Source organism: Desulfuromonas svalbardensis (assembly GCF_055389415.1).
This window is the reverse complement of sequence record NZ_AP042416.1, coordinates 3,145,360-3,171,584: the sequence shown is the minus strand read 5'-3', so window position 1 is coordinate 3,171,584 and position 26,225 is coordinate 3,145,360. Positions and strand designations below refer to the sequence as shown.

Genomic DNA, 26,225 nt, shown 5'->3' with positions numbered 1-26,225 from the left:
AGATTTACGCCGCAGGCATAGCTCTCCTTGAAGGAATGACAGCATCATGGCAGACGAACTGGCAAAAGGCTACGAGCCACACGAGTTTGAAACAAAATGGTATCAAACATGGGAGGAAAAAGGCTATTTCCACGCCGATGAAACCTCTGATAAACCTGGGTATTCTATTGTCATTCCACCACCAAACGTTACTGGTGTGTTGCACATGGGCCACGCCTTAAATAATACCATGCAAGATATTATGGCGCGTTGGAAGCGGATGACGGGCCATGAAGTGTTGTGGATGCCTGGAACTGACCATGCTGGAATTGCCACACAGAACGTTGTTGAAAAGCAATTGGCCAGTGAAGGTAAAGATCGTCACGAAATCGGTCGCGATGCTTTTGTTGAGCGGGTATGGCAATGGCGTGAAGAATCGGGTGGCCAGATTATCAACCAGTTGAAACGTCTTGGTGCTTCGTGTGATTGGCAGCGTGAGCGTTTTACCATGGATGATGGCCTGAGTAGCGCAGTGCGTGAAGTGTTCGTTAAGTTGTACGAAGATGGACTAATTTACCGTGCTAACCGCCTAATCAACTGGTGTCCGCGCTGTCATACGGCTCTCTCTGATCTTGAAGTTGAGCACGATGACAAAAAAGGCAACTTATGGCATCTGCGCTACCCCGTTAAGGGCAGCGACCAAGTCCTTGTTGTTGCGACAACGCGTCCGGAAACCATGCTCGGTGATACCGCCGTTGCTGTTCATCCCGAAGATGAGCGCTATGCAGATCTGATTGGTAAGATGGTGATTCTCCCCCTTACTGGTCGTGAGATCCCCATCATTGCTGATGATTATGTCGATAAAGAGTTCGGTAGCGGTGCGGTTAAAATTACTCCAGCGCACGATTTTAACGATTTTGACATGGGTAAGCGGCACAATCTCGAAAACATCAATATTCTCGATGAATCAGGTGTTGTCAATGAAAACGGTGGCGACTATCAAGGGCTGGATCGCTACGAGGCTCGAACTAAGATTGTTGCTGATCTTGACGCGCAAGGCTTACTTGAAAAAACCGATGACCACCTCAACTCTGTTGGTGAGTGCTATCGTTGTAAAACGGTCATTGAGCCGTATATGAGCCTACAGTGGTATGTTGATGTTAAACCGCTCGCTAAAGAAGCGATCAAGGCGGTTGAGACAGGACAAACTCGCATTATTCCTCAACAGTGGGAAAAAACCTACTATGAGTGGATGAACAACATTCAAGATTGGTGTATCAGTCGTCAGATCTGGTGGGGCCATCGTATCCCTGCTTGGTTCTGTGATGATTGCGGTGAGATCACCGTTTCCCGTGAAGATGCCACCTGCTGCCATAAATGTCAGAGCACCAACCTTCATCAAGAGACCGATGTCCTTGATACGTGGTTTTCATCAGGGTTATGGCCTTTTTCAACCATGGGCTGGCCAGAAAACACAGAAGCACTAAAAAAGTTTTACCCCACATCTTGCCTGGTAACCGGATTTGATATCCTATTTTTCTGGGTCGCGCGCATGATGATGATGGGCCTCAAGTTTATGGATGAAGTGCCGTTTAAGGATGTTTATATCCACGCCCTCGTTCGTGATGCTCAAGGTCAAAAAATGAGTAAGAGTAAGGGTAATGTTATCGACCCCCTTACTGTGATTGAAGAGTACGGTACCGATGCTTTCCGTTTTACTCTCACCGCCTTTGCTGCACAAGGCCGCGATGTGAAACTTTCGACGGAGCGCATTGGAGGTTATCGTAACTTCTGTAATAAATTGTGGAATGCCAGTCGTTTTGCCATGATGAACCTCGAAGGCTTTGAGCCCGTCGAAAATCCTAAATGGGATGAGCTAAACTTATCGATGGCGGATCGTTGGATTTTAACTCGCCTTGCTGCGGTGGAAGTTGAAACTAACAAAGCCTTGGAAGAGTACCGCTACAATGAGGTGGCAAACATCCTTTACGCGTTCACTTGGCATGAGTTCTGCGATTGGTATATTGAGTTGATTAAGGGCGCTCTGTACGGTGATGATGCCGCTGCGAAACTTAGCGCGCAAACAGTTGTCTATACCGTGTTAGAGCGCTTGTTGCGTTTGCTTCATCCCGTCACGCCATTTATTACTGAAGAGATCTGGCAAACACTGCCCGGTACGCGACCTGTGGCATCCATCATGCTCAGTAGCTACCCACAGGGTGATGGCTTGCTGGCCGATACGCAAGCTACGGCTGACATGGAGCAAGTGATGGAGGTGATCCGTTCTATCCGTAATATTCGCGGTGAGATGGATGTGACCCCAGCGAAAAAAATCACTGCATTGTTTGATTGTAAAACACAGGCATGTGCCGCGGTAATTAGCCAAGGGCAAGCCTATATCAGTTCATTGGCACGCATTGAGGACTTTACTTGCGGTGTTGGTCTAGAGCAACCAGAGCAAGTGGCGAAACAAGTTTCTGGTGATGTCGAAATCTTGCTACCTTTAGCCGGTCTTATTAATGTCGAGGAGGAGGAAAAGCGCCTGGCAAAAGAGATCGCTAAAGTGGCAAAAGATGTTGCCATGTTTAGCAAGAAACTTTCGAACGAGAAGTTTGTTGCCAACGCGCCGGCGGCAGTTTTGGAAAAAGATCGTGGTAAGTTGGCTGCAGCTCAGGATAAATTGTTGGTGTTGCAGGCGAGCTTAGAAAAGATTTCAGCACTGAAATAAACATTGATTGAATATGATGATTTGGGAAAAGCAGGTATATTGTTGAATATACCTGCTTTTTTTGTTTTAATTGAAATAAGAGCAAGGCTCAAAAACTGATTAAACGAGGGAAGGGGGACGTTATGAGTACGCAATCTGATCTACTACGAAACGCCCTCGAAGCTCTCGAGAAAAATAGCTTTATCGAAGCCTTAATGTTGTTAGAACAGGCCGATGAACAGCAGTGTAGTCCAATGGTCTGTTCCTATTTAGCGTATTGCCGAGCGATGGTTAAGCGTGAATATGCGGCTGCCATTCGTTTATGCAATGAGGCGTTACGAGACGAACCTGCCAATGCCGATCACTATCTCAATTTAGGTCGTATTTATATCCTCGCTGGAAAGCGGGGCAATGCGTTGCCGATCTTTCGCCGAGGCATTAAGTTGGGTAAGAATCCTCAATTGATGGCTGAGCTGAAAAAATTTGATCCTCGTAAGCCTCCAGTCTTTTCTTCTTTACCGAGAGATCATTCACTTAACCGTATCGTTGGCAAGCTATCGAGTCGTTTTGGCATACGCTGATCGCTGTTTTAATTGTCTTCGAACAGCAATTGATTGATAATAAATAACGGGAGCCGCATTGCGGCTCCCGTTATTTGTTTCAGTTAGTATCTAACTTTGTAACTTAGTTCGCCATCGCTTCCATCGCCCGTTGTGGGTCTTGTTCAACGCTATGCAGAATGTCGATGGTTTTTTGCTCAGGTAGCCATTTAACTTTACCAGTACTAACATTATACATGGCGCCAACAACTTTCACTTTGCCCGAATTGACGAGGCCGCGAGTGGAGGGGCTGATCATGAACAGATCTTCAATCCCCTGCCAAATATTCTCTTCAATACTAAAACGGATGATGTCATGTCCTGCGGCACCAGGGTACTGAGCCATCACTCTTTTTACCGCTGGTACAATGTTGTCAACCAGAGCAGGGATATTGCGCTCAAGGGGATGTCCGTGGCCGGTGAGCCCTTGAGTTACCGCTGTGACCGCACCACACTGGGTGTGGCCGAGAACGATCAGTACCGGGGTGTTGACATGTGCAAGACCATATTCAATTGAGCCGGCTTCATCGACATCGACGACATTTCCAGCCACACGAATGACAAAAATGTCCATAATGCCAGCATCAAAAATTCTCTCGACAGGTACACGTGAATCTGAACAGGTGATCACTGTTGCATACGCATGATCGCCTTGGTTTTCTTGACCCGCTTGAATCAAGCGCGCTGAGTTTGAATGAGGATGGGTGGTTTCCCCTGTAACAAAACGCTTGTTTCCTTTTTGTAGCAGTTGGATTGTTTGATCAGGTGTTGGTTTACACGTTGGTGTGGCGAGTGTTTCGTGATGCACTGGTGTGTGGGTGGGGGCATGGTCGCTCGCCCATGCTGCTGCTGCCAAACCAGTCAATGCGATCGCCAACATAATTTTTTTAACAGTCATGCTTCGTTCTCCTTAATGTTTCATTTAATAGAGTTTCTTTCACGTGAAAGAAAAATCATTGTACTTTTACCCCTTGAATCCTTAATGTTTCCCCCAGTTGCGTTGAAGGGTGGGTGAATCGGGGGGAATCCCCCTCAATTGTGCCTTTTGGAGAGACATCAGGTCTTCAACGGGGTATCAGCAAAAAGAGTGCCTAGTGCTCGATTAACAGCAATCGTTTTTGTTTACATAAAACATTTAATTTTTTAAAAGAGGTGAAGATGAACGGAACACGACGAGAAAATATTCGCAGCGGCTTACGGGTGAATATTGTATTAAAATGCGATCAACGTTCGGGGAAACTTACTACAGGCGTTGTGAAAGATCTTTTGACAAAAGCAGCGGTCCATACCCATGGGATCAAAGTTCGCCTCGAAAGTGGTGATGTTGGCCGCGTCAAAGAGATCCTATAGGAAGTGATGCCAGCCAATTGAGTCATTGGCTGGCATCGCTCTCCCTCTACTCTTTTTCTAATAACGCATGCCGTTGACGAATCTGTTCAATCAGACCATCCAGCTCAATATAGGTATCCTTTCGTGGTACCCCTTTGCATAGCACTGTGCCGAGCACCTCAACCTTTAGGTTGGAGATCATGCCAGAAAGCTGTTCGACCACTTTTGTTGCCCAACCATAAGAGCCAATGATTGCCGCATATTTTAATTTCGGACGTAACACATTGGCTAAATGAGTGGCATAAACCACATTTGGGTGGGGGCCAAGATTGACCGTTGGTGTCGCAATGATTATGGTCGCTGCATCGACCAGTGAGATGGCTAATTTACCAATGTCGGTCGATGTCAGTTCAAAAGGTTGAACGCAAATATTGTCTTTGGCCAACTGGGCAACGAGGTAGTTCACCATGGCTTCGGTACTGCCATGCATGGAGATGTAGGGGATGACTACTGTGTTGGATACACGATCTGATGTCCACTCTTCATAGGAGCTGAGGATGCACTCAGGGTTGTTGAAAATCGGGCCGTGGCTGGGCGCAATAAAATCAATTTCAAGCTGGCGAACTTTTTGAAGATTCTTTTTAATTGTTGTCCTAAACGGCATCATGATCTCGGCATAGTAACGTTTTGCCGCCTCACAGATACGTGGGTCGTCGCCAGCAAAAAGATCTGACGTGGCCCAATGTGATCCGAAAAAATCACAGGAAAATAGGATGCGATCCTCAACCAAGTGGGTGACCATCGTTTCGGGCCAATGGACCCACGGTGTATAAACAAAGCGCAGTGTCTTGTTGCCGAGACAGAGCGTTTCACCGTCATCGACAGTGATAATTTTTTCTTCATCTATTTCAAGAAGGTCAAGAAGAAATGGTTTGGCTTTGCTTGAACACAGCACCTTGGCGTTGGGATACTTATCCAGCACAAAAGGGAGCGCACCGGAGTGATCTTGCTCGGCGTGCTGGGCGACGATGTAATCAAGGTGAGGGACGTCCTGTAGTTGTTGCTGAAGAAAATCAAACATAGCAGGATCGACGGTATCGATTAATACCGTTTTCTCCGATCCGCGAACAAGATACGCATTATAGCTAGTGCCATCAGGTAGCGGAATGAGCGCATCAAACAGTTGACGATTCCAGTCAATTGCTCCCATCCAGTAAACATCCGTACATATTTGCCGAGCTTTCATTGTCACCTCCAGTGGTTAATACGCTCTGATAAGCGTAAGTTAAGTCTGCCATTGGCGGTGCTATTGTCAAGCGATGCGAGTAACGGCGGCTTAACCTTCATCATTGAATTAACCACGGAAGGAACAAATACTCTCGCGGATATCAAAAAATCAGATGAAAGTGGTTTTTGCTATTGGGACTATCTATTGGATCTCCCTGCCTGTTTGTTTTATCTTCACAAAATTAACGACTTATCTGTTATCTGTTTTTAAGGGGAGACTATGAACGTTTTAGTGAAATATGCTGGTGTTGCTGTGGTGTTCGTTTTATTGCTGTGTAGTAGTAGCTATGCTGATGAGTTGGCAGTTTTTGATCATCTACACGGTGAGATGAGTATTGCTGGTGGGACGGCTCATTTGCCCGTGATGCAAGATGCGGCACGGCAAATTATGACTCGCAATTCACAGATTGTCATCACTGTCGCTGGTGGTGGTTCGGGTGTTGGAGTACAAAAGGTTGGGGAAGGCTTGGTTGATATTGGTAATACCGGTCGTCCCGTGAGCCAAAAAGAACTGGAAAAATACACCGATCTTGTCGCCTTTCCATTTGCAGTAGATGGCGTCGCTGTGGTTATTCATCCGAGAAACCCACTTGTAGATTTAACCAGCACTCAGATCCAAGATATCTTTTCAGGTGAAATTACCAATTGGCAGCAGCTTGGCGGGGCCAATGGCTCGATCCATATCTATAGCCGTGATGAAGCGAGTGGCACGCGAGCAGTATTTTGGAAAAATTGTCTCAATAAGGGGCTTGTTGCTGAACACGCCAATATTGTTCCCTCAAACGGAGCGATGAAAGTTGCGATCTCACGCGATGAAAACGCCATTGGCTACGTGAGCATCGGTCATATTGATGGCTCGGTAAACGCACCGTTATTCAATGGCGTTGCGGCCACGCAAGAGAATGCAATTAATGGTTCCTATGCGGTGTTACGTAAACTCTACATGAATACCAAAGGGCAACCCTTGCCGTTAGTGCAAGCCTTTATCACCTATGTTTTAGGTGCCGAGAGTGCTGCCAGTATTCAACGCCACGGTTATATTTCCCTGCATTAAATAACGTCAGGACAGAGCAGGTTGATACAAATACTGAATAAACGTTGGCACCATCTACGCGAATGGTTGAGCCACTTTGTGCCGTTTGATCGTGATTTCACTTGGGTTGAGTGGCTGTTGTTGTTCGCAGCGGTCATCTCGGCTTTAGTGGTGTGCGTGCTGTTTGGCTTTTTATTGTATTTTACTCTGCCGCTTTTTCTTGAAGGGAAAGCGGTCGAGTTGTTTTCAACACATTGGCGCCCCTTTCATGGTGAGTTTGGCATTCTGCCGATGGTGGCAGGTTCCGTTGCCTTGGCTCTGTGTGCGCTGGTGATGGCATATCCTTTAGGCCTAGGTATTTGCCTGTTTATCCATGGCCTTGGCCCTAAAAAACTTGGTCGGTTTGTGTTACTTATCATCCATTTCATGACCGGAATCCCAACAGTTATTTACGGTTTTGTTGCCGCGTTTGTGTTGGTTCCATTCTTGCGCAATGCCTTTGTGGCAGGTTCAGGGTTTTCGCTCCTAGCGGCGGTACTCACTCTCAGCGTTCTCATTGTGCCGACCATTGTATTGCTGATTCACAGCCATCTCCAACAAATCACCCCAGCGCTGCGCTTAACGGCAACGACATTGGGAATCTCCCGTGTCGATGAACTGTTTCATATCACACTACCAGCGGCATCCTATAGTCTCTTTGCTGCGGCGGTACTGGGCTTTGGCCGCGCTGTTGGCGATACCCTCATTGCTCTGATGGTAGCTGGAAATGCCGCTCAATTTCCCGATTCAGCGTTTGATTCGATTCGAACGTTAACGGCACATATTGCTTTAGTGGTGGCAACGGATAGCCAAAGCTCCCTGTATCATTCCCTGTTTGCCAGTGGTGTCATTTTATTTATCACCACTGCGGCCGTTAACATCACGCTCAACCGTCTCAGGGCACGGTTTGTTACAGGTACCGACAATGGGTAAGGGCACCCGGTTTCTCCTGCTGAGTTGGGTATGGTTGTCCGTCATCGTACTGGTTGCCGTTGTCGCTGGCTTTATCGCATTTCTTTTGTATTACGGTTTGCCAAGTGTGAATCTGCAACTGTTCTTTGGTGATACGCCGGTCTGGCCCGCAATCTTTGGTCAAATGAGAGTATGGGATGCACTCTGGCCCGCCTGTGTTGGAACCTTTTCGGTGATTGCTCTGGCAACATTGATCTGTTCCAGACAATGAGTATGATTAGTAACAGAGACATGACGGTTGAACCAAACTGTGTCGTGACAAGGGCTGGCGTAGAGATCTTCATTTCATGATGGCACGCTTCACATTGGTAGATGAGGTAAGAGCCTTCACTGAAAAAAGGGATAACCGTTGGCGCACCACCTTATCTTTTGTAGCTCCGTCGTTAGTGCTTACACCACAGCAGATCGTTTTCATGTGTTTGGGGTTAACTTTTCGCAGCAGTATTCTCCAGCGAGTCATTGGTGGGGTGGCGATCGCCGAACGGCCTTAGAGTCCTGCCGAGAAGAGTATTTCAAGGATGGTTTGAGTTAATAACTGTTGTATTGAAGGGTCGGCTATATGCTAAGAGATATTACACAGAGCCGTACCTTAACCTTTTGAGCGGCTTGATTTTATTGATGACGGCTGGCTATGAAACGGTAGAAACATTCGATCCTTTCCACTTAGGGTCATATCATTGGGTTTTGGTGTTTAGCCAAATCCAAAGCATGAAAAACATTCCAGAATTTATGCACGGACATAAAGAGGTTGAGGAGTCAGAACACATTGAAAACTGATGGTGTTGAAGTCGTTCTCAACTGTAAACAATCACCTGATTACGGCCATTATCTTTTGCTCTGTAGAGGGCGCAGTCGGCAAAATTGATCAGGTCATCACAACTTTTTACCGCATGATCTTTCACTGAGGAAAGTCCGACACTTACTGTGATTGATAGATCAATTCCAATGTTGTTGGTGGCCTCGGTGTGTAACCTAATTTTTTCCGCAGCCTGTTGAGCTCCTTTTAGATTCGTGAGTGGTAGTAAGATCAAGAACTCTTCACCACCAAAACGGAAAGCAAAATCGGCTTTGCGTAGAGATGTTTTGAGAATACTGGCAAATGCACGTAAGACATTATCGCCAAATTCATGACCATAGTTATCATTGACTTGCTTAAAGTGGTCAAGGTCAAAAAGTAAGCAGGTTAGTTCGCTATTATGCCGGGCACTACACTGAAATTCATGCTCCAACACGTTGTTTAAATAGCGACGGTTATGTAATCCAGTAAGATCATCGGTGATGGAGATCTCCTCCAGTAGTTTTTTTTGGGCAATAAGTTCTCGCTGCACCTTTTCTAGCTGTTGTTTTTGTTTACGTAAAACATTATGAGTGGTAATTCGAGCGAGAACTTCGATCTGCTGAAACGGTTTGGTGATGTAATCAACACCGCCAGCGTTAAAGCCCGTGACCTTGTCATCAATGCTGTCTAAGGCGGTCATAAATATAATAGGGATTGAGGCCGTTTCAGGAGATGATTTAATGCGACGACAGGTTTCGAATCCATCCATACCAGGCATCATTACATCAAGCAGAATGAGGTCTGGTTGGTGATTTTTTAGTGCTTGCAAGGCTCGCGCACCATTCTCGGCAATGTGCACCTTAAAATTGTTTTGCTTCAAAAAGAAAAGCAACACCTTTAAGTTTGCAGGTTGATCATCGACGATCAAGATTTTGGCCACATCTATATTCATCATTTAGTCCTTTATGTAGCAAAATAAAATTTTTTCTATTTCCTGTAGTTCTAAATCTTCCGCAAGATCTAAAATGTTCTCGGCAAATAATCGATATTTACCCGCTTCAATTGTGGAAAGGGTTGTTGCGTGCTCTATGAGAGCGTCCACATCACCATCTTGAGTGAGGGCGATGAGGGCATTTAATGTCTCTGGTGGTGGAGCCGTCCACTGGGAGTGATCATGAGGGGGCGTTGTATTTGTCTGGTGATGTACCTTAAAATTAAGTTGGTCTGCGAGAGCCTTTAACAATGCGATGGTGGTAAAGGGTTTTTCGACAAAGCCACTAAAACCCTTCTCTAAACAGTTGTGGTGGATATCTTTTGACGTAAATGCGGTAATTGCGATCACCGGAACATGGCTAAAAGCGTTATGACCTTTTTAGTTCAACTGTGGCAGCAAATCCGTCGATCTTTGGCATTTGCAGGTCCATTAAAATCGCATCGGGCCAAAATCTATGACAGGCCGCCAAAACTTCACAGCCGTCTTTTGCCTCCTCGGTGATAAACCCATGTGGTTGAAGTGTGTCGCGTAGAACCATTCGATTCGACAACTCGTCGTCAACGATAAGAATCCTTCGTCGCCCACCATCACTCACGGTATAACCCTTTACAATTTCTTTTTCTTCATCCTCTCGTGGAGAAGTTGTCTTGAAAACAGGTACTTCGATGGTAAATGAAAAACAGCTCCCTGGCCCTTCATTAGCACTATGTTGTGTCGTTAGTGGACTGTTGAGCAACAACTCACCGGCCATGAGTTTGGTTAACTTTTGACTAATTGCCAAGCCCAAACCCGAGCCTTCAGCATATTTTAAACGGTCACCGCTTTGTTGAAAGGCATTAAAAACATGTTGCCGCATCGCAGCTGAGATTCCCATACCACTATCTTCAACCGATATTATCAGTTGTACGCGCTCGTTTGTAAGCTCGTTTGACTCGACCCGTAATGTTACATGGCCAAATTGGGTGAATTTGATTGCGTTAGAGAGGAGGTTTAAGATGATTTGCCGCAACCGTAATTCGTCAGCAATAATGATTGCAGGCAATGTAACCTGTGGTTGATAGCGAAATTCTAGCCCTTTGCTTTGTGCTCGTACTTTTATGATCTTTGTAACTTCAAGTAAAAACTCAGGCAGTCGAAATGTTGTGACGACCAGTTCCATTTTGTCTGCTTCAATTTTTGATAGATCAAGAATGTCATTAATCAGCATCAGTAGGTGTTCACCTGAGCGGTGTATTGTTTTAATGCCACTATGTTGTTTCGCCGACTATGATGAGTCATTAGCAAAAAGTTGGGTGTAGCCAAGAATCGCATTCAGTGGAGTGCGTAATTCATGACTCATGTTAGACAGAAATACCGATTTACTTTGATTCGCTGCTTCAGCCTGTTGTGTCATCGATCTTGCCGATTTAATCGCGGATTCAAGTTGCTGGTTGGTGGCTTGTAACGTCTGTCGCGCTTGTTCTTGTAACTTGTTTTTACTCGATTGAAGATAGAAAGCGATCAATGCCGAAGCGAGAAGAAAGATACTTAACGAGAATACAATTCGAAAATGATAGTTTTCATTTGCAAAAAAATCAGAGTGACTACGTACGGTAAAAAATGCCCCCATCTGTTTTGTTACTGGCGTGATAATGGGTATGGTTGTAAACACCACATCGATAGAGGGTGCATAAACTGACATTGCTTGTCCAGAGTTCGCATTGGTACCGATCTTGTCTATGATGGTTTGTTCTGGTTTGAGTTCTACTGTCCGTGTTCGCGATATTTTTTTAAGTTCTGCTAAGACCCCTTTGTCATATAGATAGCCTTCGTGATGTGATTTTTCGTAGTTCCTCTGCAACTGACCCGGAAAAATTTTATCTAGTACAATGGCTTCGTTAATATAAAAATTGCTGAGAACAAAATATTGTTTCATCATTGCTGCAGTTAGGGCGTCGGGGCCAAACGAAATCTCCATGCTTCCGAGGTGTGTTTTATCTTTGGCCGTAATGGGGTATACAAACCGATAGCCGTTAAATAGTCGACCTTCTTCAAAGCCGTGTTGCGGCTTATGTTCGCGGTTAACAAAAGCAACGGTAGGGCGAATTTGTGTTAAGTTGTCGCCGAATTTCTCGGGATGATGGAGACGTAAAAACGATTCATTGTTGGCTAGGTGAAATTGAAATTGACGTACTTTTACCCCCTGTTTTAAATCTTCATAGCGGGGCCTAATGCGCTGGAGTAGTTCTTGCCGCAATTGATCTTTTTTTGCTTCATCGGCGCTAATAAGCTGTTGGTACAGCGCGGGAATGTTGTAGCGTTTGATAAGACCCAGTGCCAAAGTTTTGGATAGATCGTGGTAATGATCATAAATGGTGTTGTAGGCGCGCTGGTACTGCTCGGTGATGAGCTGTAGGTGTTGTTGCTGGTTATATGTTTTTCTTGCATTTAAAACAAAGAATAGACAGACAGATATAACGACGAAGGTCAGTAAGAGCAGTATGATCTTTTCCTTTTTGCTCTTCATTGTTAGCCTCTTTTATTCTGGTGAAGGGTTCGCGCCATCTTGTTTCAGTTCACCTCGAGTGATTGTTGCAGTAATGGCATAAGTCTGGGTAAATAAAGCCAATGTATACTCGCAGGTTGTCGGTCTATATTGTCCAATTATTCCAGTGCAACGATCTTTCGTTTATCTGTGCTGTCGATAGAAATCCACTCATCTATGTCATCACTGTTTGCTTTGTCGTAAAAATAAAGATCGAGTGTTGTCACGTAACTGTATTAATCTTTATTTATAATATGATTAGTTTGGCTCAGAGTCAAATGGTGAGTAATGTTTCCGCCCAGAAAAATAAAGATATGAGCAGGTACTTTTGTTGCTTTTGCACTGTAATATATAAGGCTGAGGGAAATATGCCGATTACATGAATCACAGTCACGCTGTCGTTAAGGACACCATGTTGGCGGTTGATCTGAAAAGGGTAGGGCTGAAAATTGTCATTGACTCGTAGAAACCTGACAGGCAAGATAGTTTACGAAAGAAAGTTCGTTCTCGGTTGTTTTACGATACTGGAGTGCATGTGAAAATTAAGTTAGCGACAAAACTAACGGTTACTCGATCTTTGATCCTGTTGGTGACGATGATCGTGTTTGCCTATCTATGTATCACCTCGGTAGAGAAGATGTACCTCAATGAGGCCATTGCCGATGCCGATATCCTGAGTGAAACCATTATCCGTTCAGTAAACTATCATATGCTCGAAGATGATCACGAACGTGCTTATCACATGATTGAGGAGATTAGTTCTCAGGAGGGGATTGAAACCATCCGTTTTTTCAATCACAGTGGCTTAATCAGTTTTTCAACAGCAAAAAACGAAGAGGGAACGTTCCTTGATTCAAACGCTGAGGGCTGCAATAGATGCCATTTCCAAAGTCCAGTCAATATGGAGAATCCGCTTGCGCTTCATACGCGTACTTTTACTAACTCCGAGGGAAATAAAGTCCTCGGTGTGACCAAAGATCTCATGAATAATTCGAGTTGCTCCACGGCGCACTGTCATGCTCATCCAGAAGAGATTGAAATCATTGGTGTTTTGGATATTCATATATCGTTAGAACAAATGGAATCCCAGGTGCGTTCAGCCCGCAATGGTGTCATAGTCTTTACTGTTGGTATGATTCTGACGCTGGCTATTTTTCTCAATCTCTTGATTGACCGACTGATTAATCGTCCGGTCGTTGAACTCCTTGCACATACGCGTGCACTCGCTCGTGGTGACTTGGGCAGCCGTGTTGAACGGGTGCGCAACGATGAATTTGGCGAATTAGCCGAAGCATTTAATGATATGACTTACAACCTGGAAGTAGCTCACGATGAATTGACAGATTGGGGAAACACCTTAGAGCTTAAAGTTGAGGAGCGCGCTAAAGAGATCAAGAAAATGCAGTCAAAATTGGTACAGTCGGCTAAACTAGCCTCATTGGGGGAGTTGGTCGCAGGCATTGCTCACGAGATCAACAATCCACTGACGGGAATTCTCACCTTTTCATCCATGGCAGCAAACGATCCCCGTTTGCATCCCGATCTAAAACAAGATCTGGAGATGATTGTCGGTGAAACAGAACGCTGTGCTCGCATTGTTCAAAATCTCCTTAAAGCATCACATGAAACGGTCCTTGAGAAGCGCTATGACTGTGTAAATCGAGTGATGGATCATACGTTAACGTTAATCAGCAAGCAACCATGCCTTGCCGCAGTGAATATCATTCGAAACTATGAGAAGGATTTGCCCGCCTGTGAGATCGATCCCGAACAGATTGAGCAAGTGTTCATGAACATTGTCCTCAATGCTGGACAAGCGATGCCAGATGGTGGCGTTTTATGGATCACAAGTTCGCGTCAGGGTGATTTCGTGGAGATCGAAGTTCTTGACACCGGTGCAGGGATCAGTGATGAGGTGATGGAGAATATTTTTGATCCGTTCTTTACGACTAAGGGGCGTAAAAAAGGGACAGGGTTAGGGCTTTCGATCTCTTATGGGATCGTGAAAAACCATGGCGGCACCATTGAAGTACACAGCAAGATTGATGAAGGGACAACATTTGCGATTCAGTTGCCCATCTCATTAGCGAAGGAATAGGGCAACTGAATGATTGGTGATATGTTGAATTGATTTAGCGATGAAGCTTACTCACTTTGTTGTTACGCAGACTTGCTGTATTGATCCAGCAATGTTTTACCCTCTTGACGCAGGTCATCCGTTAGCCGCGAGTCATTGACCACTGTTTTGAGCAGGCTCAGACCTTGTTTGTCCCAACCGCGTGCCAAATAAGTTTGAGCCACGCGCAGTTGCCAACGCGGGTTATCTGGTTCGGTGCGGCAAGCACCATTAAAAACATCAATGAGTTTGCGCAGTTCTCTCCGTTGGCGGAGTAAAAACTCAGCCAAGTAAAGGTTGATTCCGCCACCGCAACCACCGCCACTTGGTAGTTGGCTGTATAGCATCTCGGCCTCTTCTAGCTCCCCTTTTTTCTCCAGCAGCATTGCCGTCATCAATACAATACGTGGGTCATTTTGACCCGAGGCAATCGCCTTCTTACCGTGATCGAGGGCAAGGTCGTTATTCTGTTGCAAGTGATGAATTGAAGCTAACTGAGCATGACAAAATGCAGGATCTTGGTCCTTTCCCAACATCTGCTCAATGAGTTGAGTCGCCTCTTTGTGCTTACTTTGCGCCATCAACAATATTACTAATGTTTCAACGGCTAACAAGTGACTTGGGTTTTTCTGTAAAGCCGATTTCAGAGATGAACACGCCTTTGCCACCGAACCCTGCCGACCTAAAATCGAACCTACTTCAAAATCATATAGATCATCGCGTTCATCTGCGCCAATCTGCTCAAACTGTTTCAGTGCTGCAACCTCATCACCTTGATGAGCCAATAACAAAGCCTGTTGAAAGGCCACGCTTTTATTTTGATAGCGTTCGGCCAACGCTTCAGGGTAACTCACCAAAATAAGATCCAATTGCGAGGCAAAATCAGGATGATCCGCCTCATCCAACGGAGTTGGGTCGTTATCAGTCTTTGGCCCACAACTTGAGCAACTACTGCAGTCACTTGCAGCGGCAGGAGTAATAGGTTCAACGTTGTCCATTTTGCTCAGTGCCTCATCAATACGAACTTGAAGCTGAGGTGAAACGGCTTGCTGTTGGGCCAGCTGTAAATGATCCATAGCACGTTGCTGTTGATCGTCACGTAGCAAAAACAACCCTTCATCTAAATTCATTTGGGCCAGCGTATCACCTGCCTTGGTCGCAAGGGTTTGAATCTCACTGCACTCATCAGTGCTTAATTCTGTTTGGTCAATCTCGTCAATAATCAGCAGAGCATCGGCATAACGCTGTTGAGTCATCGCTTTACGCAGCGCAGTAATATCGTTCGGTTTGGAGAAAAGACGGCTAAATAGACCCATAATGAGGGGTTCCTTTATCTGTGAGTAATTGATATGAAGCGCTTACTTTAATGCTGTTGCGAGAGAAGTGCAAGGTTCTCATGGTTTTCTCAGCTAGAGCTAATTGTTGTGATATAGTGTACCCCGTTGTTGGTGATTTTACGCGACCAGGCGGTGTTTGTTCTGCTCGGCCTAAGAAAGGAGTTTGTTTTGCCCTCACTTGATTTCGAACTTGAAAAACGAAAGTTTAGGCTGTTCTACGATAAAAATCGCTCGTTGTTTGAAGAGGCCAAGAATGGTTATATCAAGGCGATTAATGATCTGTTGGTTCAGCCAAACGTCGCTGAAGTAACAAAAGTGGAAGGTCGGGTTAAAGATAAAGAGGAGTGCATAAAAAAGTTTCAGCGTAAATATCTCAGTAAACTGGAGGCTGATGATCACGCCTATGAGATTAAAAGTTACCTGTCTGATTTAATTGGGATACGCATCGTCTGTCTTTATGAAGATGAGATCTCAGCGGTGTCGGAGGTGTTGAAAAGTCACTTCAAAATCATTGATGTAACAGATAAAATTGCTGCGATTGAAAGTACGGAAGATCTCTTCGGTTATAAAGGCTTGCACATGGATATGGCCTGCAGTGACGAGATGGCCGCTTCGGTACAATATTCAGGGGTCGCTGATCAGTTTTGCGAAGTGCAGATCCGCTCATTGATTCAAGATGCGTGGAGTGTTCTTGATCACAAAATAAAATACAAAAAATCAATTCCCAACAATCTTAAACGTCGTATCAATGTCTTGTCGGCCTTGTTTGAACTTGCGGATCGCGAGTTTAAGGAGATTCGTAACGCGACCATGCAATTGATACAACAGGAGACGGTGTCCCCTGTTGGTGAGTCTCTAATGGGGGATGGCCGCGCTTTCGATACCACCTCAAGCCCTGCCACTGAAAAAGCGATCAACGTCTTTAGCTTTTTGCGTGTGGCTGGCCATTTTTTTAATGATTTTGAATTTGAAGACCACCGGGTCGATAATTTTGTTCAGGTGATACTTAAAGCTGATCCAACGTTTGAAAAATCAGATTTGCATCAGAGCTTGATTGAAAATTTAAAAATTGTGAGAGAATATCGCGACGAATTCATGCTAGAAAATCCCGAAAATACTTTCAGCCCGTACACTATGATTCGCCATTGTTTATATCTTTATCAACCCGAAACATTTGAGCGAGTTTTATCCAAATGGCCTCGCGAACGTTTTGACGGTTGGTGTAGCAAGTGATTCCTACTTTGGCAACCCACTATCTTCTTAAACACTCAATATTTCCCGAAGAAGACTGATCTTTCAGGATATTCACAAGCTGAATTGAAACTTGTTGCTATGCGGTTAAACCAAAGACCACGTAAAACGTTGGGATTCCGAACTCCTGTAGATAAGTTTTGGGAAAGTGTTGCGTTGACCAATTGAATCATCAGCGGCCTCCTTTAATATTTCACGCTACTCAGTGACACGCCGCAGGTCAGATTTTAACCTTCTAAGTTCATCTTGTTGGCTGGTTGTCTTTTGGTGGAACGATGGCTTGAATTTATAATTAGTGTTAATATTGATGTGGATAATGTTATTTAGATTGGAACTATCCTCCCGTTGCGTCGAAGGAGTTTGATGTCTAATTCTATTTCGTTCAGGGAACAGCCCTCATTTTTAGAAGAAATAGTACAAGCTCGAATACGAATAGGCTTTGTACTTGTCGTGCTTGTTGTTATGGCAATAGCGCCTTCGCTTGGACTTGCCCCTGCAACGACGTGGCAGTATGTAGCAATGGCGACATTTTTTTGTTGGTCCATTGTCTATCTGTTTTATATCAGAAACTTTCCTTGTCGGCACTGTACGGTTCGTCGTTATCTTTCAATTTTTACTGACCTCTCCATTACTGCTTTTATGTTTATCATTGCTGGTGAACTATCCGCAATTTTCCCCGCGGTATTTTTGTGGCTGATCGTTGGTTATGGCATCCGCTATGGAACGGCATATTCTAACGTTGCCATGTTAGTCACAGCAGTTTACTGGAGCCTAATCTGCAATTATTCGCCGTACTGGAGCGCTCAACCTTACCAATGTGTTGGATGGTTGGTAGCCTTTTTACTCGTGCCACTCTACTTTTTTGTTCTTGTTCGGCGACTCCATCGTAGTTTGAAAAAATTGAGCGAGACTTTGGAGAGAACTGAACAGATCGCAAATTATGATAATTTGACTCAATTGGCTAACCGCTCTTTTTTCGATCGTGAATTAATGCGATTTGTTGATACGTATAATGGTTTAGCCATCATGATTATGGATCTTGATGGATTTAAGAAGGTCAATGATACCTATGGGCATAAGAAAGGCGATGAGGTCTTGATCCGAGTTGCCGAAATTCTAAAGCATCAATGTTGTGATGATGTGATCGCTGGACGACTCGGTGGAGATGAATTTATTATTTGTGCTGGGGATAAAGATCAAGCGGAAGTTGAATTGTTCTGTAACGGGATGTTGAAAAAAATTCACGACGAATCAGATAGTAATAGCTTGATTACCGCAAGTGTCGGGATCAGTTTTTACCCCGATGAAGGTGATGATATCTCACATGTTAAAGGGCTTGCTGACGCAGCGATGTACGAAGCCAAACATCAAGGTAAGAACCGCTATGTCTTCAACTCTCCTTCGTCAAACGCTCCTTCGTCAAACGCTCCTATTGTTTAATTTTTACTTAACCTGTGCAGCGAACGCTTAGGATTTGTATCGCGACTCCTTTCTGCTTGCTATTGATGTGATATATCGACCTCGTAATAAGTGAATTCTGAGGATGTGAATTCAAAGATAACTTACGTGTCAGGAACAAACAAAGACGGTATTGTATAAAAGAAGATGGCTTTATGGAAAACATAAGATTCAACCCCGAAAGGCCTAAACAATTTGTTTGAACTGTACAAAGAGCGTGGAACATTCCCTATATTTAAAACTAGCGTCAAAGACGCAAACATTGACTTTGAAGTGATTAATTATATAAAACCTTAAGAAAACTGAATAAAACAAAGCCCTCACCGAAGTGAGGGCTTTGTTGTTAAAGGTTATTGGTTGATTAGGCGTTGGTTATGGGCGAACAGCTACTGGTGTTCCACCCAGGTCAGTAATGGAATCAAACAAGATCTGGCGAATGTAATTCGGATTGTGGATGTAACCGCCCGGATCTTTGTCGGCAACTTGCCAGTTGTAGGCACCTTGCAACAATGCCTTAGTGGTGATGTTGCTGAAGTATGGATAACCAGACAGTGGTACAACTCCACCCGCCTCAAGAATTGACAACAGCTGAGCTTTCAAGTTCTGAATCTCTGTGTTGCTGGTACTGACGCCAATACCTAGATCAACAAACGCACCACCGGCGCCAACGGTATGACAGCCAGAGCAATCGCTGACCTGTGGCATGAAGTTATGGTTATCTGGACCTTCACTGCCACCCATATGACAGCCGACACAGGTAGTGTAGCCTGCGCCACCATGGGCACCAGGGAAGACCATCTCACCATCGTAAGTTTGTCCTGTGTACTCAAAACCACCTTGTACGTCTGTACCGAAGAAGCTGGCTGCAGCGGCAAAATAGTGGATGTTGGTGAATCGGAATGTGCCATCACTGCCTGCTGTTGCAGCGTCAACGGTTAATTTTGACGAACGACCCTGGTGACATGCCATACACATGTTGCTGTCATCAGAGAGGTTAGCGATATCACCAGAGGGGAAGACAATCGCTTCGAGAGAACCTGTTCCTACTGTGGCAACCTGAGTTGCATAGCGGGTCACAGGATCGGTGAACAGCATCGCGTTGTCACCGTTGGTGTGACAGGCACCGCAGGAGATGGTGGTACCAAGTCGTGCTGCCATATCAACACTGCCGTCGTCAGCGAAGTCGATAAAGCCATCTTTTGCATGGCATTTAGCACATGAGGTTGAAATTGAACCATCTTCGTTCCAGTGGTTTAGTGCCTCACCTGTGGTGTCAGCATGACCACTGGTGGCCCATTGATTAAAGTAGGTATTCGTTGGTGTTGCCGCGAATTTAGCCTCGTAGGCATCTTGTAGTGCACCTAAGGCGACATCGTCATTGTTTGTTTCATGGCAAGCATTACAGCTATTAGGAACGCCGTCTGTTGCTGCCATTGACATTGAGGCCGTAGGTTGAATGATCTCGAATGTGTGAGCATGGATGTCATAGCGCAGTGCCGACTTTGCTGTTTTTGGCATATGGCACTTGCTACAGCGACTTGAACCATTGCTATCGTCTAGGTTTGTTGGATCATAGTAGTGCTGAGTGTGCGCGGTAACGGCCGCTTGAACAGGGTCCATTATGCTGTTAAAGGCACTGTTGGCATTGATCTGGGTGACGTCTTCAACAGTGATGTCAGCGAAGATGCCAAAACCAGCATGGCAGGCTAAACACAGCGAGTTGTCATCGTTGGCGGTTTTAACCACGGTGTTATCTTCAGTAACGGTAGTGACAATTTGGTGACGACCGACTGAACCGTTATCGTGGCTGTCGTGGCAACTGAAGCAGGTTGGGTCATAAGACATACCATTTTCAGCATGAGGACCTTGGAGCATGTCGATATATTGCTGGTGATGTGAACTTGATGCGACATAGTCCCCACCCGATGGCTCTGTTGCCCAGTATTGGCCGTCAAAATCTCCAGCACCACTGTCAAAGCTGTAGAAGTCGGCCAGATCATCAATACCTGGACGGAATTTCATCAGGTTACCATTGGCATCCAGTTTAGCTGGGAATGGTGCTCTGGCTGGAGCATCAACTGTTGCTTCAGCAAATTCAACAAAACTGTCGACAGATTTTCCACGAATGTGACATTGACCACAGACCATGTTGGCTTGGGTTGGTTCCAAATCCGCAGGGTTAACGATGTACGCTGGGTTTTGTGTTGACGCGTGCTCACTACCAGCACCGTGACAGGCTTCACAACCGATGTTGATCTCATCCATTGAGCCGTCGCCGTCAAAGTCAACCGCTCCGTTAATATCGTCAACGGCATCGGCATATTCTTCGCCGCCGCCATTTTTAGCAATGGTATAACCGGTAAAGTGACAACCGGCGCAGTTACCATCAAAGGAATCTTTTGATCCCGGCATTGCTAGCTCATCATCGCCGAGGTCGTACCAGCGTTCAGCGTGGTAGTTAACCCATTTGTAATTGAGGTCGGGCGTAGTGGGGTTGATTGGATCAACATAACCTGCCCACTTGTCGTTGTACTGCAGTGGTGAGATATGCTTGCTAGCACCGAGCATGGCGCCAGTGAGAACGTAGCGTTGTTTGTAGTTGCGCTCGCCACCGTAGGTGAACATTATCTGGTATTGGGCTGTTTCCACAGCGACGAGGTTGGTAAATTCGATGTAATAATCAGTACCGACCATGATGACCTGTGCCGCATACTTTTTCTCGAAGGTGCCACCGCCATCCGTTGCGGGTAGTGAGGCGATATCAGCCGTGTCCCCGAAACCAAGCTCATAATGAGTTTTCCATGATGTGCCATCACTGTAGTAGCCAACGAACTCACCATCAGGGGTTCCCGCATCATCCAAACCACCGTCAGCGGTGCCAAGGGATAATTGAATACCGTGGTTGATTGTGTCAGCATAGAATGTTTCAGTTCTAGCTTGGGCAGGGGAAAACGTGTTGGGTGCTCTCAGTACAGCTTTGTGGAGTGTGTGGCCCCAGTTGGACTTGTCACCATGGCATGAAAGACACTTTGTTGATCCGACAAAAGCGGCTTCGGTAATGATCTGAACAGGAGTTTTTCCTGCGGTTTGATCGCCTCCTGAGCCAGAGTTGCTTCCACAAGCGGCCAACAGCAGTATGCTGCTGATCACTGCGGAGAGTGCAAACCATTGTTTAATCTTCATTCCTACCTCCTATGATTTAGTGAGTAAGCTTATTAGTGGCACTTTCGGCAGGTGCGACCATCGCTGGCACGCAACATTCGTCCTTCAATGTCATCCCAATCTTTAGGGTGAGGATTAACGCCTAAGCCTGTACGGGCACTGTGACACTTGATACAGACATCGCCTTCAGGATGACAGGCCTGACAGGTGACCAGATTTTTACGTGCTTCGCGAGCATGACTGGTGGTCCAGCTATGACTAGGCAGTAGTGAGTCTGGATGACATGTTTGACATGAGCCCTCAGTAAATTGCTCATGAGCTGGGCCGCTGGGGCTGATGGTTAGGCTACTGAAACTACGTTGATGCGACGCTCCTGTTAGTGAGGTGCGGCGGAAATCGTTGTGACAGTCTGAACAGTAGGCATTTTCGTGACAGCTGGTACACAGTTGCGGATTGGTACGCGCCGCAATAGGATGACTGACATGAAAATCGCTGCGGTGAATATTGTTCATATTGTTGCTGAACTCGCCCATCTCATCGGCAAAACCAGCTTTGTGGCAATCGAGACAGTCACTTTGCTGATGGCAATTTGAGCAATCAATGGTCTTTCCTTTGGCGATAACGCGATGACTTAAAGCCCAGGTTACACCGTGAGTCTTTGTTCCAGCAAAGGTGACCTCTTGAAGCCATTCGCATTCGTGACACTCCAAGCAGACGTTTTGGTCAGGGATAATAGTTGCGGCATCCTCAACGTGACAGGTGAGGCAGGGCCCCCCTTCCAGGATATTTAAGTGGTCATTGTGATCGAACGGCGTCGCCCAGACTGTGGATGTCACCAGCACGACCAGAACGGTCAATAGTAGTTGTACACTGTGCTTCATATGTGACTCCTTTTCTAGAAACGAACGTTCAAGCGGACACGGCCACGGTAGTACTCGTCCCATAGATCGCTTTCAATCCGTTCAACCTTGGCTTGTAGATTGATTTTGCGATTAAAGGTGACGGTACCGTCAACCCAGATCCGAGAACTGGTGGTTTCATCTTCGTCCTCATCGAGATAACGCTCGAGAACGTCGATATGAGCACCGATTCCTGCTTGGAATTTATTGGTGATAGTGGCTGCGGCATAAACTTTGACTCCAGCCAAATCTTGACCATCTGGATCGTCTCGCCAGGTTCCGATCACGTAGCCAGAAAAACGGCCCGTACGAATTTTTTCTATCCCTGCTTCAAACACGTCAGCATCGGCATCATACTCGTACATTTCCCGAGCATAATTTACGAAGGCACGTAGGCCTGGAGCGAGTCGCTGCTCGTACTCGACAAATAGTTCTTGATATTCGTCGACGGCGAAAACTGAGTAAATGGAGGTAGACGAGAATACTGGCAACGAGTAAAGATACTCGGCACGTAATGACCAATCGTCACTGCGGTGATATTTGGTGCCAGCTAAAAAATAACTGACGGTATCGGCGAGGTAATTAAATTGAGCTTCACTGTAAATATGGAGCAAATCCTTGTAGTCGTAATCAACATCGAGGCCAAAAAGTTCATTGGCGAGTTCGCTGTTGTCCCATTTTTGTAGATAGGACAGACCAAGGTTTAGATCTTCAAAAAATGAGCGCCGAATCTCAGCGCCAACGATCAAATCTTTAGCATTGTAGCCCTCATAATATGAGACATCGCCACCACCAAAGAGGGTGATGTCAAAGCCATCGAGGCCGCCGTAGTTGAGGTAGAGGCCATCCATGATCGATGCCCCCGCTGTGGTTGAGATAAACTGACGACCCAATCGAGCATCAAGGTCCTCAAGTAACCCTTGTTTCTCTATGTAGCCATAATAGAGTCGACTATCCACATCGGCCTCATCGGCTAAGTCGTCGGCTACGCGGCCATAACCGCGAAAGTTCATGCCAGCGCCGTCAATGTCGTGAACATTGAGCAGCAGGTACTGATAAAATGGGACGGCTGTTTCACCATCGCCAGTATCGTACCATTCGATTTCAGTACTTGATCTTCCTGAGACTGTTGCTCCCAGAACGCTACTCGGTGGTAGCACCACCGTTGACAGGATAGCGATACTGAGTAACAGTCTATACCAACTCTTCATTCTGCCTCCCTTTCGTAGTTTTCGAGCACAATATATCGAGTAGAGCCGCCGTAACATCCTCCCTAAGTGTTACAGACTGTTCTCTAATGTTGGGAATGTATCTTCACTGTTTACTTCAAGTGATTTGTAGTGAAAATAAATTACACATTATGAACGGTAGCTTACCGTTTCTGTGAAGTCTAGTGTTTTAGCGTGGTTTTTTTTATTATAGGTAGGAAATAATGTACTTAATGTTTGATGGTTTGATTTTATTAATTAGATTTGCTGAAAAGGAGGTTGTCAATGTTGGTTGTTAAATAAAGTTGTTATTTCTTATATTTCAAGTGGGGGAAGGTTGCTCTTGTCTCTCAAATTGTCTGAAGTGCAGATTCAGATCTGCAATGATCGGTGAGCAAAGTTGAGATGGATTGAATTATGAAATAGTAATGGATATTCATCGCATTATCATAAAAAATAGGCCGCTTGCATTTGTTGCAAACGGCCTATGAACAGTTTAAAACACGTCAGGAACGGTTAAGCCCACTTGATGGCCTCGACGGGACAAACATCATCGCAATCGCCGCAATCCGTGCAGGATTCTTTTTCGATCGCATACATTTCTGCCGCTTCGCTGATGGCCTCCACTGGGCAAACGTCTTCACAAGCGCCGCAACTGGTGCAGTCATCCATAATGTAGTGAGTTCCCATTGTATCCTCCTCTAAGAAGTTGGTGACCTCGTTGGCCACGGGTGAAAGAATATTAAGTATAATTGAGAAAGTCTGTTGTGCAAGGTTTCGTTCTATTTATCTGATGACATGCGGATGCGTTGTAATGACGAGTATTTTACGTGTAGGTATACAGGCTGAGTAATTCACGGTTGGCATTCGAACAGTAAATGTGATCACCGAAGCCTTTTTTATCCATTGGTGAGCAGTTATATTGCTGCATTGAGGTATGGTTGTTGATTTGTCTAATAGCTGTTGCATATCCATGGTTGATTTCGGTCGGTCTAGATAGAATCCTTGCCCCTCTTCACATCATGCTTGGTGAAGAAATTGGAGTTGTTCTTCAGTTTCAATCCCTTCAGCAATGGTTTTATCGGCGGCTTGTTGGTGCTGATATTGCGGATGGTTCCAACCCGCCCACTGATCGACCATTAGAGCTCAAAATTGGATCTTTACTAAAAACAACGTCTCGACGGGAACCATCGGCATAATCAATGAGTTCCTCATATTCACGTAAGTTTTTAGTTTGAAAGACGGCTGTCTCGCGTCAACTACCTTGTCCGGTTTATGAAGGGTGGTATCTGTAAAACATTCAATACGGCCAATTTCAATTCCATCACTGTCGATTAGCGGTTCAGAATGCATATTGATTGAGAGACTTGAGCTGTTTTTGTGGAAAATAGTGTGTTTGCGCCCAGTGCTTTATGTCGTGAAACGATGGCTCACCGTACAGTCTGAATGCTCCGTACCTGTTTCCTGAATAAACCGACAGTAGGGCGTACCTACCATCTCATTGGCGGAATAACCCGTCATCTGCTCGGCGCATTCGTTCTAGCATGTGATTAACTGGTTTGAATCAATAGTGGAAATAGCACAAGGGACCACGCGTTTTATGAGGTCTATTTTAAGTTCACTGCAGTTCTGCTGTTGTTGGATGAGATCAAAACCACCAAGTAGCACATTGATCTCATGGGGCAGTTTTTCTGCCCCCTTGATGGACTTGAATATGGTTATTTTACCTTGCTGTCTTATGTGACATAGCTGTTTGGTCAACAGCTTAAAAGGATGCTGGATCATCTTTTTAAGCTGCTCTATCATAAATGTTTCTAGCTAAAATATAGCTAAAAACATTCAGCTTAAATTGGGGTGATTATAGGTTCATAGTCGGCAATGAACGTTTACGATATATTAGCGTTGATATCGCAAAACTTGCCCTTTAAATGGTTGAGATAGATAATCGATATTTCTAGGCTTATTCTGGCTGTGTTCATAGCCTAAATTGACCATTCTTTTACTGAACTGGGCGTGGTTACCTCTGCCTGGGTCAACCACAATTACTTTACATCTTGGTTTTGCATGTTGATTTATAAAGGTTGAGAGTAGGTCAATATGCTCACGTTCGTAGAGGATATCGCTACCAATAATCAGATCAAACAAGCCAAGCGTGCTTTTCTCGTCACCCCAACCTGTACGGATGAAGGGAATTGTGCGGTCGTGGTTGAGGCGGGTGTTTTCGAGAAGAAAACCCTCAACTTCAGGATGGTAGTCGGTGGCGCTGATGTCAGCCTGACGGTGATTCAGTAATAAACTCGTCAAGCCAATACCGCAGCCTACTTCAAGAATTCGTTGACCGGCGAGGTGGTAATCAAGCATAAGGTGGGCTAGCACTTCGCTTGACGGCCAAACTTGGCCAAATAAGGGCCACGTTGCTGATGAAATTCCTAGTCGTTCTGCGACGCCATGTTCATCGCTAAATTGCTGATTGTCACGCAATATTCTAAGGTGAATATCTACATTATCAAACTCAACGGTTTGATATTTAACACGTAACGTTGCCATGAAATA

The 26,225-nt window shown here is 45.3% G+C and carries 23 protein-coding genes and 1 pseudogene; 11 read left to right on the top strand and 13 right to left on the bottom strand.

Annotated elements, in window-relative coordinates; all coding sequences use genetic code 11:
• Positions 1–46: 46 nt before the first annotated feature.
• On the top strand, positions 47–2,707 hold the full coding sequence (locus tag ACZ5KY_RS14160; protein WP_464244544.1) for a valine--tRNA ligase: 2,661 nt from the start codon (positions 47–49) through the stop codon (positions 2,705–2,707).
• Positions 2,708–2,829: 122 nt separating this feature from the next.
• The gene (locus tag ACZ5KY_RS14155) at positions 2,830–3,267 is read left to right on the top strand and encodes a tetratricopeptide repeat protein (protein WP_464244543.1); all 438 of its coding nucleotides are present in this window, start codon (positions 2,830–2,832) and stop codon (positions 3,265–3,267) included.
• A gap of 103 nt (positions 3,268–3,370) precedes the next feature.
• On the opposite strand, the gene ACZ5KY_RS14150 is transcribed toward ACZ5KY_RS14155, so the two are convergent.
• Positions 3,371–4,183, bottom strand: a complete 813-nt coding sequence (locus ACZ5KY_RS14150; RefSeq protein WP_464244542.1) for a carbonic anhydrase — start codon at positions 4,181–4,183, stop codon at positions 3,371–3,373.
• Between the two features lie 260 nt (positions 4,184–4,443).
• Between ACZ5KY_RS14150 and ACZ5KY_RS14145 the strand changes: the two genes are divergently transcribed.
• The gene (locus tag ACZ5KY_RS14145; protein ID WP_464244541.1) at positions 4,444–4,635 is read left to right on the top strand and encodes a YwbE family protein; all 192 of its coding nucleotides are present in this window, start codon (positions 4,444–4,446) and stop codon (positions 4,633–4,635) included.
• A gap of 46 nt (positions 4,636–4,681) precedes the next feature.
• On the opposite strand, the gene ACZ5KY_RS14140 is transcribed toward ACZ5KY_RS14145, so the two are convergent.
• Positions 4,682–5,860, bottom strand: coding sequence for an FprA family A-type flavoprotein (locus tag ACZ5KY_RS14140; protein WP_464244540.1), 1,179 nt, complete (start codon positions 5,858–5,860; stop codon positions 4,682–4,684).
• 261 nt (positions 5,861–6,121) lie between these two features.
• Here ACZ5KY_RS14140 and ACZ5KY_RS14135 point away from each other — a divergent pair, with 261 nt between their 5' ends.
• From ACZ5KY_RS14135 to ACZ5KY_RS14120, 4 genes are all read left to right on the top strand, one after another.
• Positions 6,122–6,955 carry a phosphate ABC transporter substrate-binding protein gene (locus ACZ5KY_RS14135; protein WP_464244539.1) on the top strand — a complete coding sequence of 278 codons (834 nt, stop codon included), beginning with the start codon at positions 6,122–6,124 and terminating at the stop codon, positions 6,953–6,955.
• Positions 6,956–6,976: 21 nt separating this feature from the next.
• Positions 6,977–7,906: a PstC family ABC transporter permease gene (locus ACZ5KY_RS14130; protein ID WP_464244537.1), complete on the top strand. Its 930-nt coding sequence runs from the start codon at positions 6,977–6,979 to the stop codon at positions 7,904–7,906.
• The gene (locus ACZ5KY_RS14125; RefSeq protein WP_464244536.1) at positions 7,899–8,156 is read left to right on the top strand and encodes a hypothetical protein; all 258 of its coding nucleotides are present in this window, start codon (positions 7,899–7,901) and stop codon (positions 8,154–8,156) included. Before ACZ5KY_RS14130 ends, ACZ5KY_RS14125 begins: the two co-directional genes overlap by 8 nt.
• A gap of 76 nt (positions 8,157–8,232) precedes the next feature.
• The gene (locus ACZ5KY_RS14120) at positions 8,233–8,436 is read left to right on the top strand and encodes a hypothetical protein (RefSeq protein ID WP_464244535.1); all 204 of its coding nucleotides are present in this window, start codon (positions 8,233–8,235) and stop codon (positions 8,434–8,436) included.
• A gap of 303 nt (positions 8,437–8,739) precedes the next feature.
• On the opposite strand, the gene ACZ5KY_RS14115 is transcribed toward ACZ5KY_RS14120, so the two are convergent.
• From ACZ5KY_RS14115 to ACZ5KY_RS14100, 4 genes are read right to left on the bottom strand one after another with little or no spacing between them, the layout of a single operon-like run.
• Entirely contained in the window at positions 8,740–9,678 is a 939-nt protein-coding gene (locus tag ACZ5KY_RS14115) for a diguanylate cyclase (protein WP_464244534.1), read from the bottom strand.
• Entirely contained in the window at positions 9,679–10,065 is a 387-nt protein-coding gene (locus ACZ5KY_RS14110) for a hypothetical protein (RefSeq protein ID WP_464244533.1), read from the bottom strand. It lies immediately after the preceding gene.
• 19 nt (positions 10,066–10,084) lie between these two features.
• Positions 10,085–10,924 (bottom strand): ATP-binding protein, encoded by an 840-nt coding sequence (locus tag ACZ5KY_RS14105; protein WP_464244532.1) that lies wholly within the window; start codon positions 10,922–10,924, stop codon positions 10,085–10,087.
• Between the two features lie 57 nt (positions 10,925–10,981).
• Complete coding sequence (locus ACZ5KY_RS14100) at positions 10,982–12,223, bottom strand: cache domain-containing protein (RefSeq protein ID WP_464244531.1); 1,242 nt, start codon at positions 12,221–12,223, stop codon at positions 10,982–10,984.
• 553 nt (positions 12,224–12,776) lie between these two features.
• Between ACZ5KY_RS14100 and ACZ5KY_RS14095 the strand changes: the two genes are divergently transcribed.
• Positions 12,777–14,339, top strand: a complete 1,563-nt coding sequence (locus ACZ5KY_RS14095) for a sensor histidine kinase (RefSeq protein ID WP_464244530.1) — start codon at positions 12,777–12,779, stop codon at positions 14,337–14,339.
• A gap of 62 nt (positions 14,340–14,401) precedes the next feature.
• Here the strand turns inward: ACZ5KY_RS14095 and ACZ5KY_RS14090 are convergent, their stop codons facing one another.
• Positions 14,402–15,673 (bottom strand): tetratricopeptide repeat protein, encoded by a 1,272-nt coding sequence (locus tag ACZ5KY_RS14090; RefSeq protein WP_464244529.1) that lies wholly within the window; start codon positions 15,671–15,673, stop codon positions 14,402–14,404.
• Positions 15,674–15,862: 189 nt separating this feature from the next.
• Between ACZ5KY_RS14090 and ACZ5KY_RS14085 the strand changes: the two genes are divergently transcribed.
• The 3 genes and pseudogenes from ACZ5KY_RS14085 (at position 15,863) to ACZ5KY_RS14075 (ending at position 18,385) form a co-directional block, all read left to right on the top strand.
• Positions 15,863–16,927, top strand: a complete 1,065-nt coding sequence (locus tag ACZ5KY_RS14085; RefSeq protein WP_464244528.1) for a GTP pyrophosphokinase — start codon at positions 15,863–15,865, stop codon at positions 16,925–16,927.
• Positions 16,928–16,963: 36 nt separating this feature from the next.
• Positions 16,964–17,113: pseudogene (locus ACZ5KY_RS14080) on the top strand (IS30 family transposase); the annotation flags it as partial.
• Between the two features lie 195 nt (positions 17,114–17,308).
• On the top strand, positions 17,309–18,385 hold the full coding sequence (locus ACZ5KY_RS14075) for a GGDEF domain-containing protein (RefSeq protein WP_464244527.1): 1,077 nt from the start codon (positions 17,309–17,311) through the stop codon (positions 18,383–18,385).
• 390 nt (positions 18,386–18,775) lie between these two features.
• Here ACZ5KY_RS14075 and ACZ5KY_RS14070 read toward each other — a convergent pair whose 3' ends face one another.
• The 6 genes from ACZ5KY_RS14070 to ACZ5KY_RS14045 form a co-directional block, all read right to left on the bottom strand.
• On the bottom strand, positions 18,776–21,586 hold the full coding sequence (locus ACZ5KY_RS14070) for a hypothetical protein (RefSeq protein WP_464244526.1): 2,811 nt from the start codon (positions 21,584–21,586) through the stop codon (positions 18,776–18,778).
• A 32-nt stretch (positions 21,587–21,618) separates the two neighbouring features.
• Positions 21,619–22,446 carry a cytochrome c3 family protein gene (locus ACZ5KY_RS14065; protein WP_464244525.1) on the bottom strand — a complete coding sequence of 276 codons (828 nt, stop codon included), beginning with the start codon at positions 22,444–22,446 and terminating at the stop codon, positions 21,619–21,621.
• 14 nt (positions 22,447–22,460) lie between these two features.
• Positions 22,461–23,675 (bottom strand): hypothetical protein, encoded by a 1,215-nt coding sequence (locus ACZ5KY_RS14060; RefSeq protein ID WP_464244524.1) that lies wholly within the window; start codon positions 23,673–23,675, stop codon positions 22,461–22,463.
• Positions 23,676–24,188: 513 nt separating this feature from the next.
• Complete coding sequence (locus ACZ5KY_RS14055; protein WP_464244523.1) at positions 24,189–24,362, bottom strand: DUF362 domain-containing protein; 174 nt, start codon at positions 24,360–24,362, stop codon at positions 24,189–24,191.
• A gap of 849 nt (positions 24,363–25,211) precedes the next feature.
• Positions 25,212–25,478 carry a hypothetical protein gene (locus ACZ5KY_RS14050; RefSeq protein WP_464244522.1) on the bottom strand — a complete coding sequence of 89 codons (267 nt, stop codon included), beginning with the start codon at positions 25,476–25,478 and terminating at the stop codon, positions 25,212–25,214.
• A gap of 90 nt (positions 25,479–25,568) precedes the next feature.
• Positions 25,569–26,219: a class I SAM-dependent methyltransferase gene (locus ACZ5KY_RS14045; RefSeq protein WP_464244521.1), complete on the bottom strand. Its 651-nt coding sequence runs from the start codon at positions 26,217–26,219 to the stop codon at positions 25,569–25,571.
• Positions 26,220–26,225 lie beyond the last annotated feature (6 nt).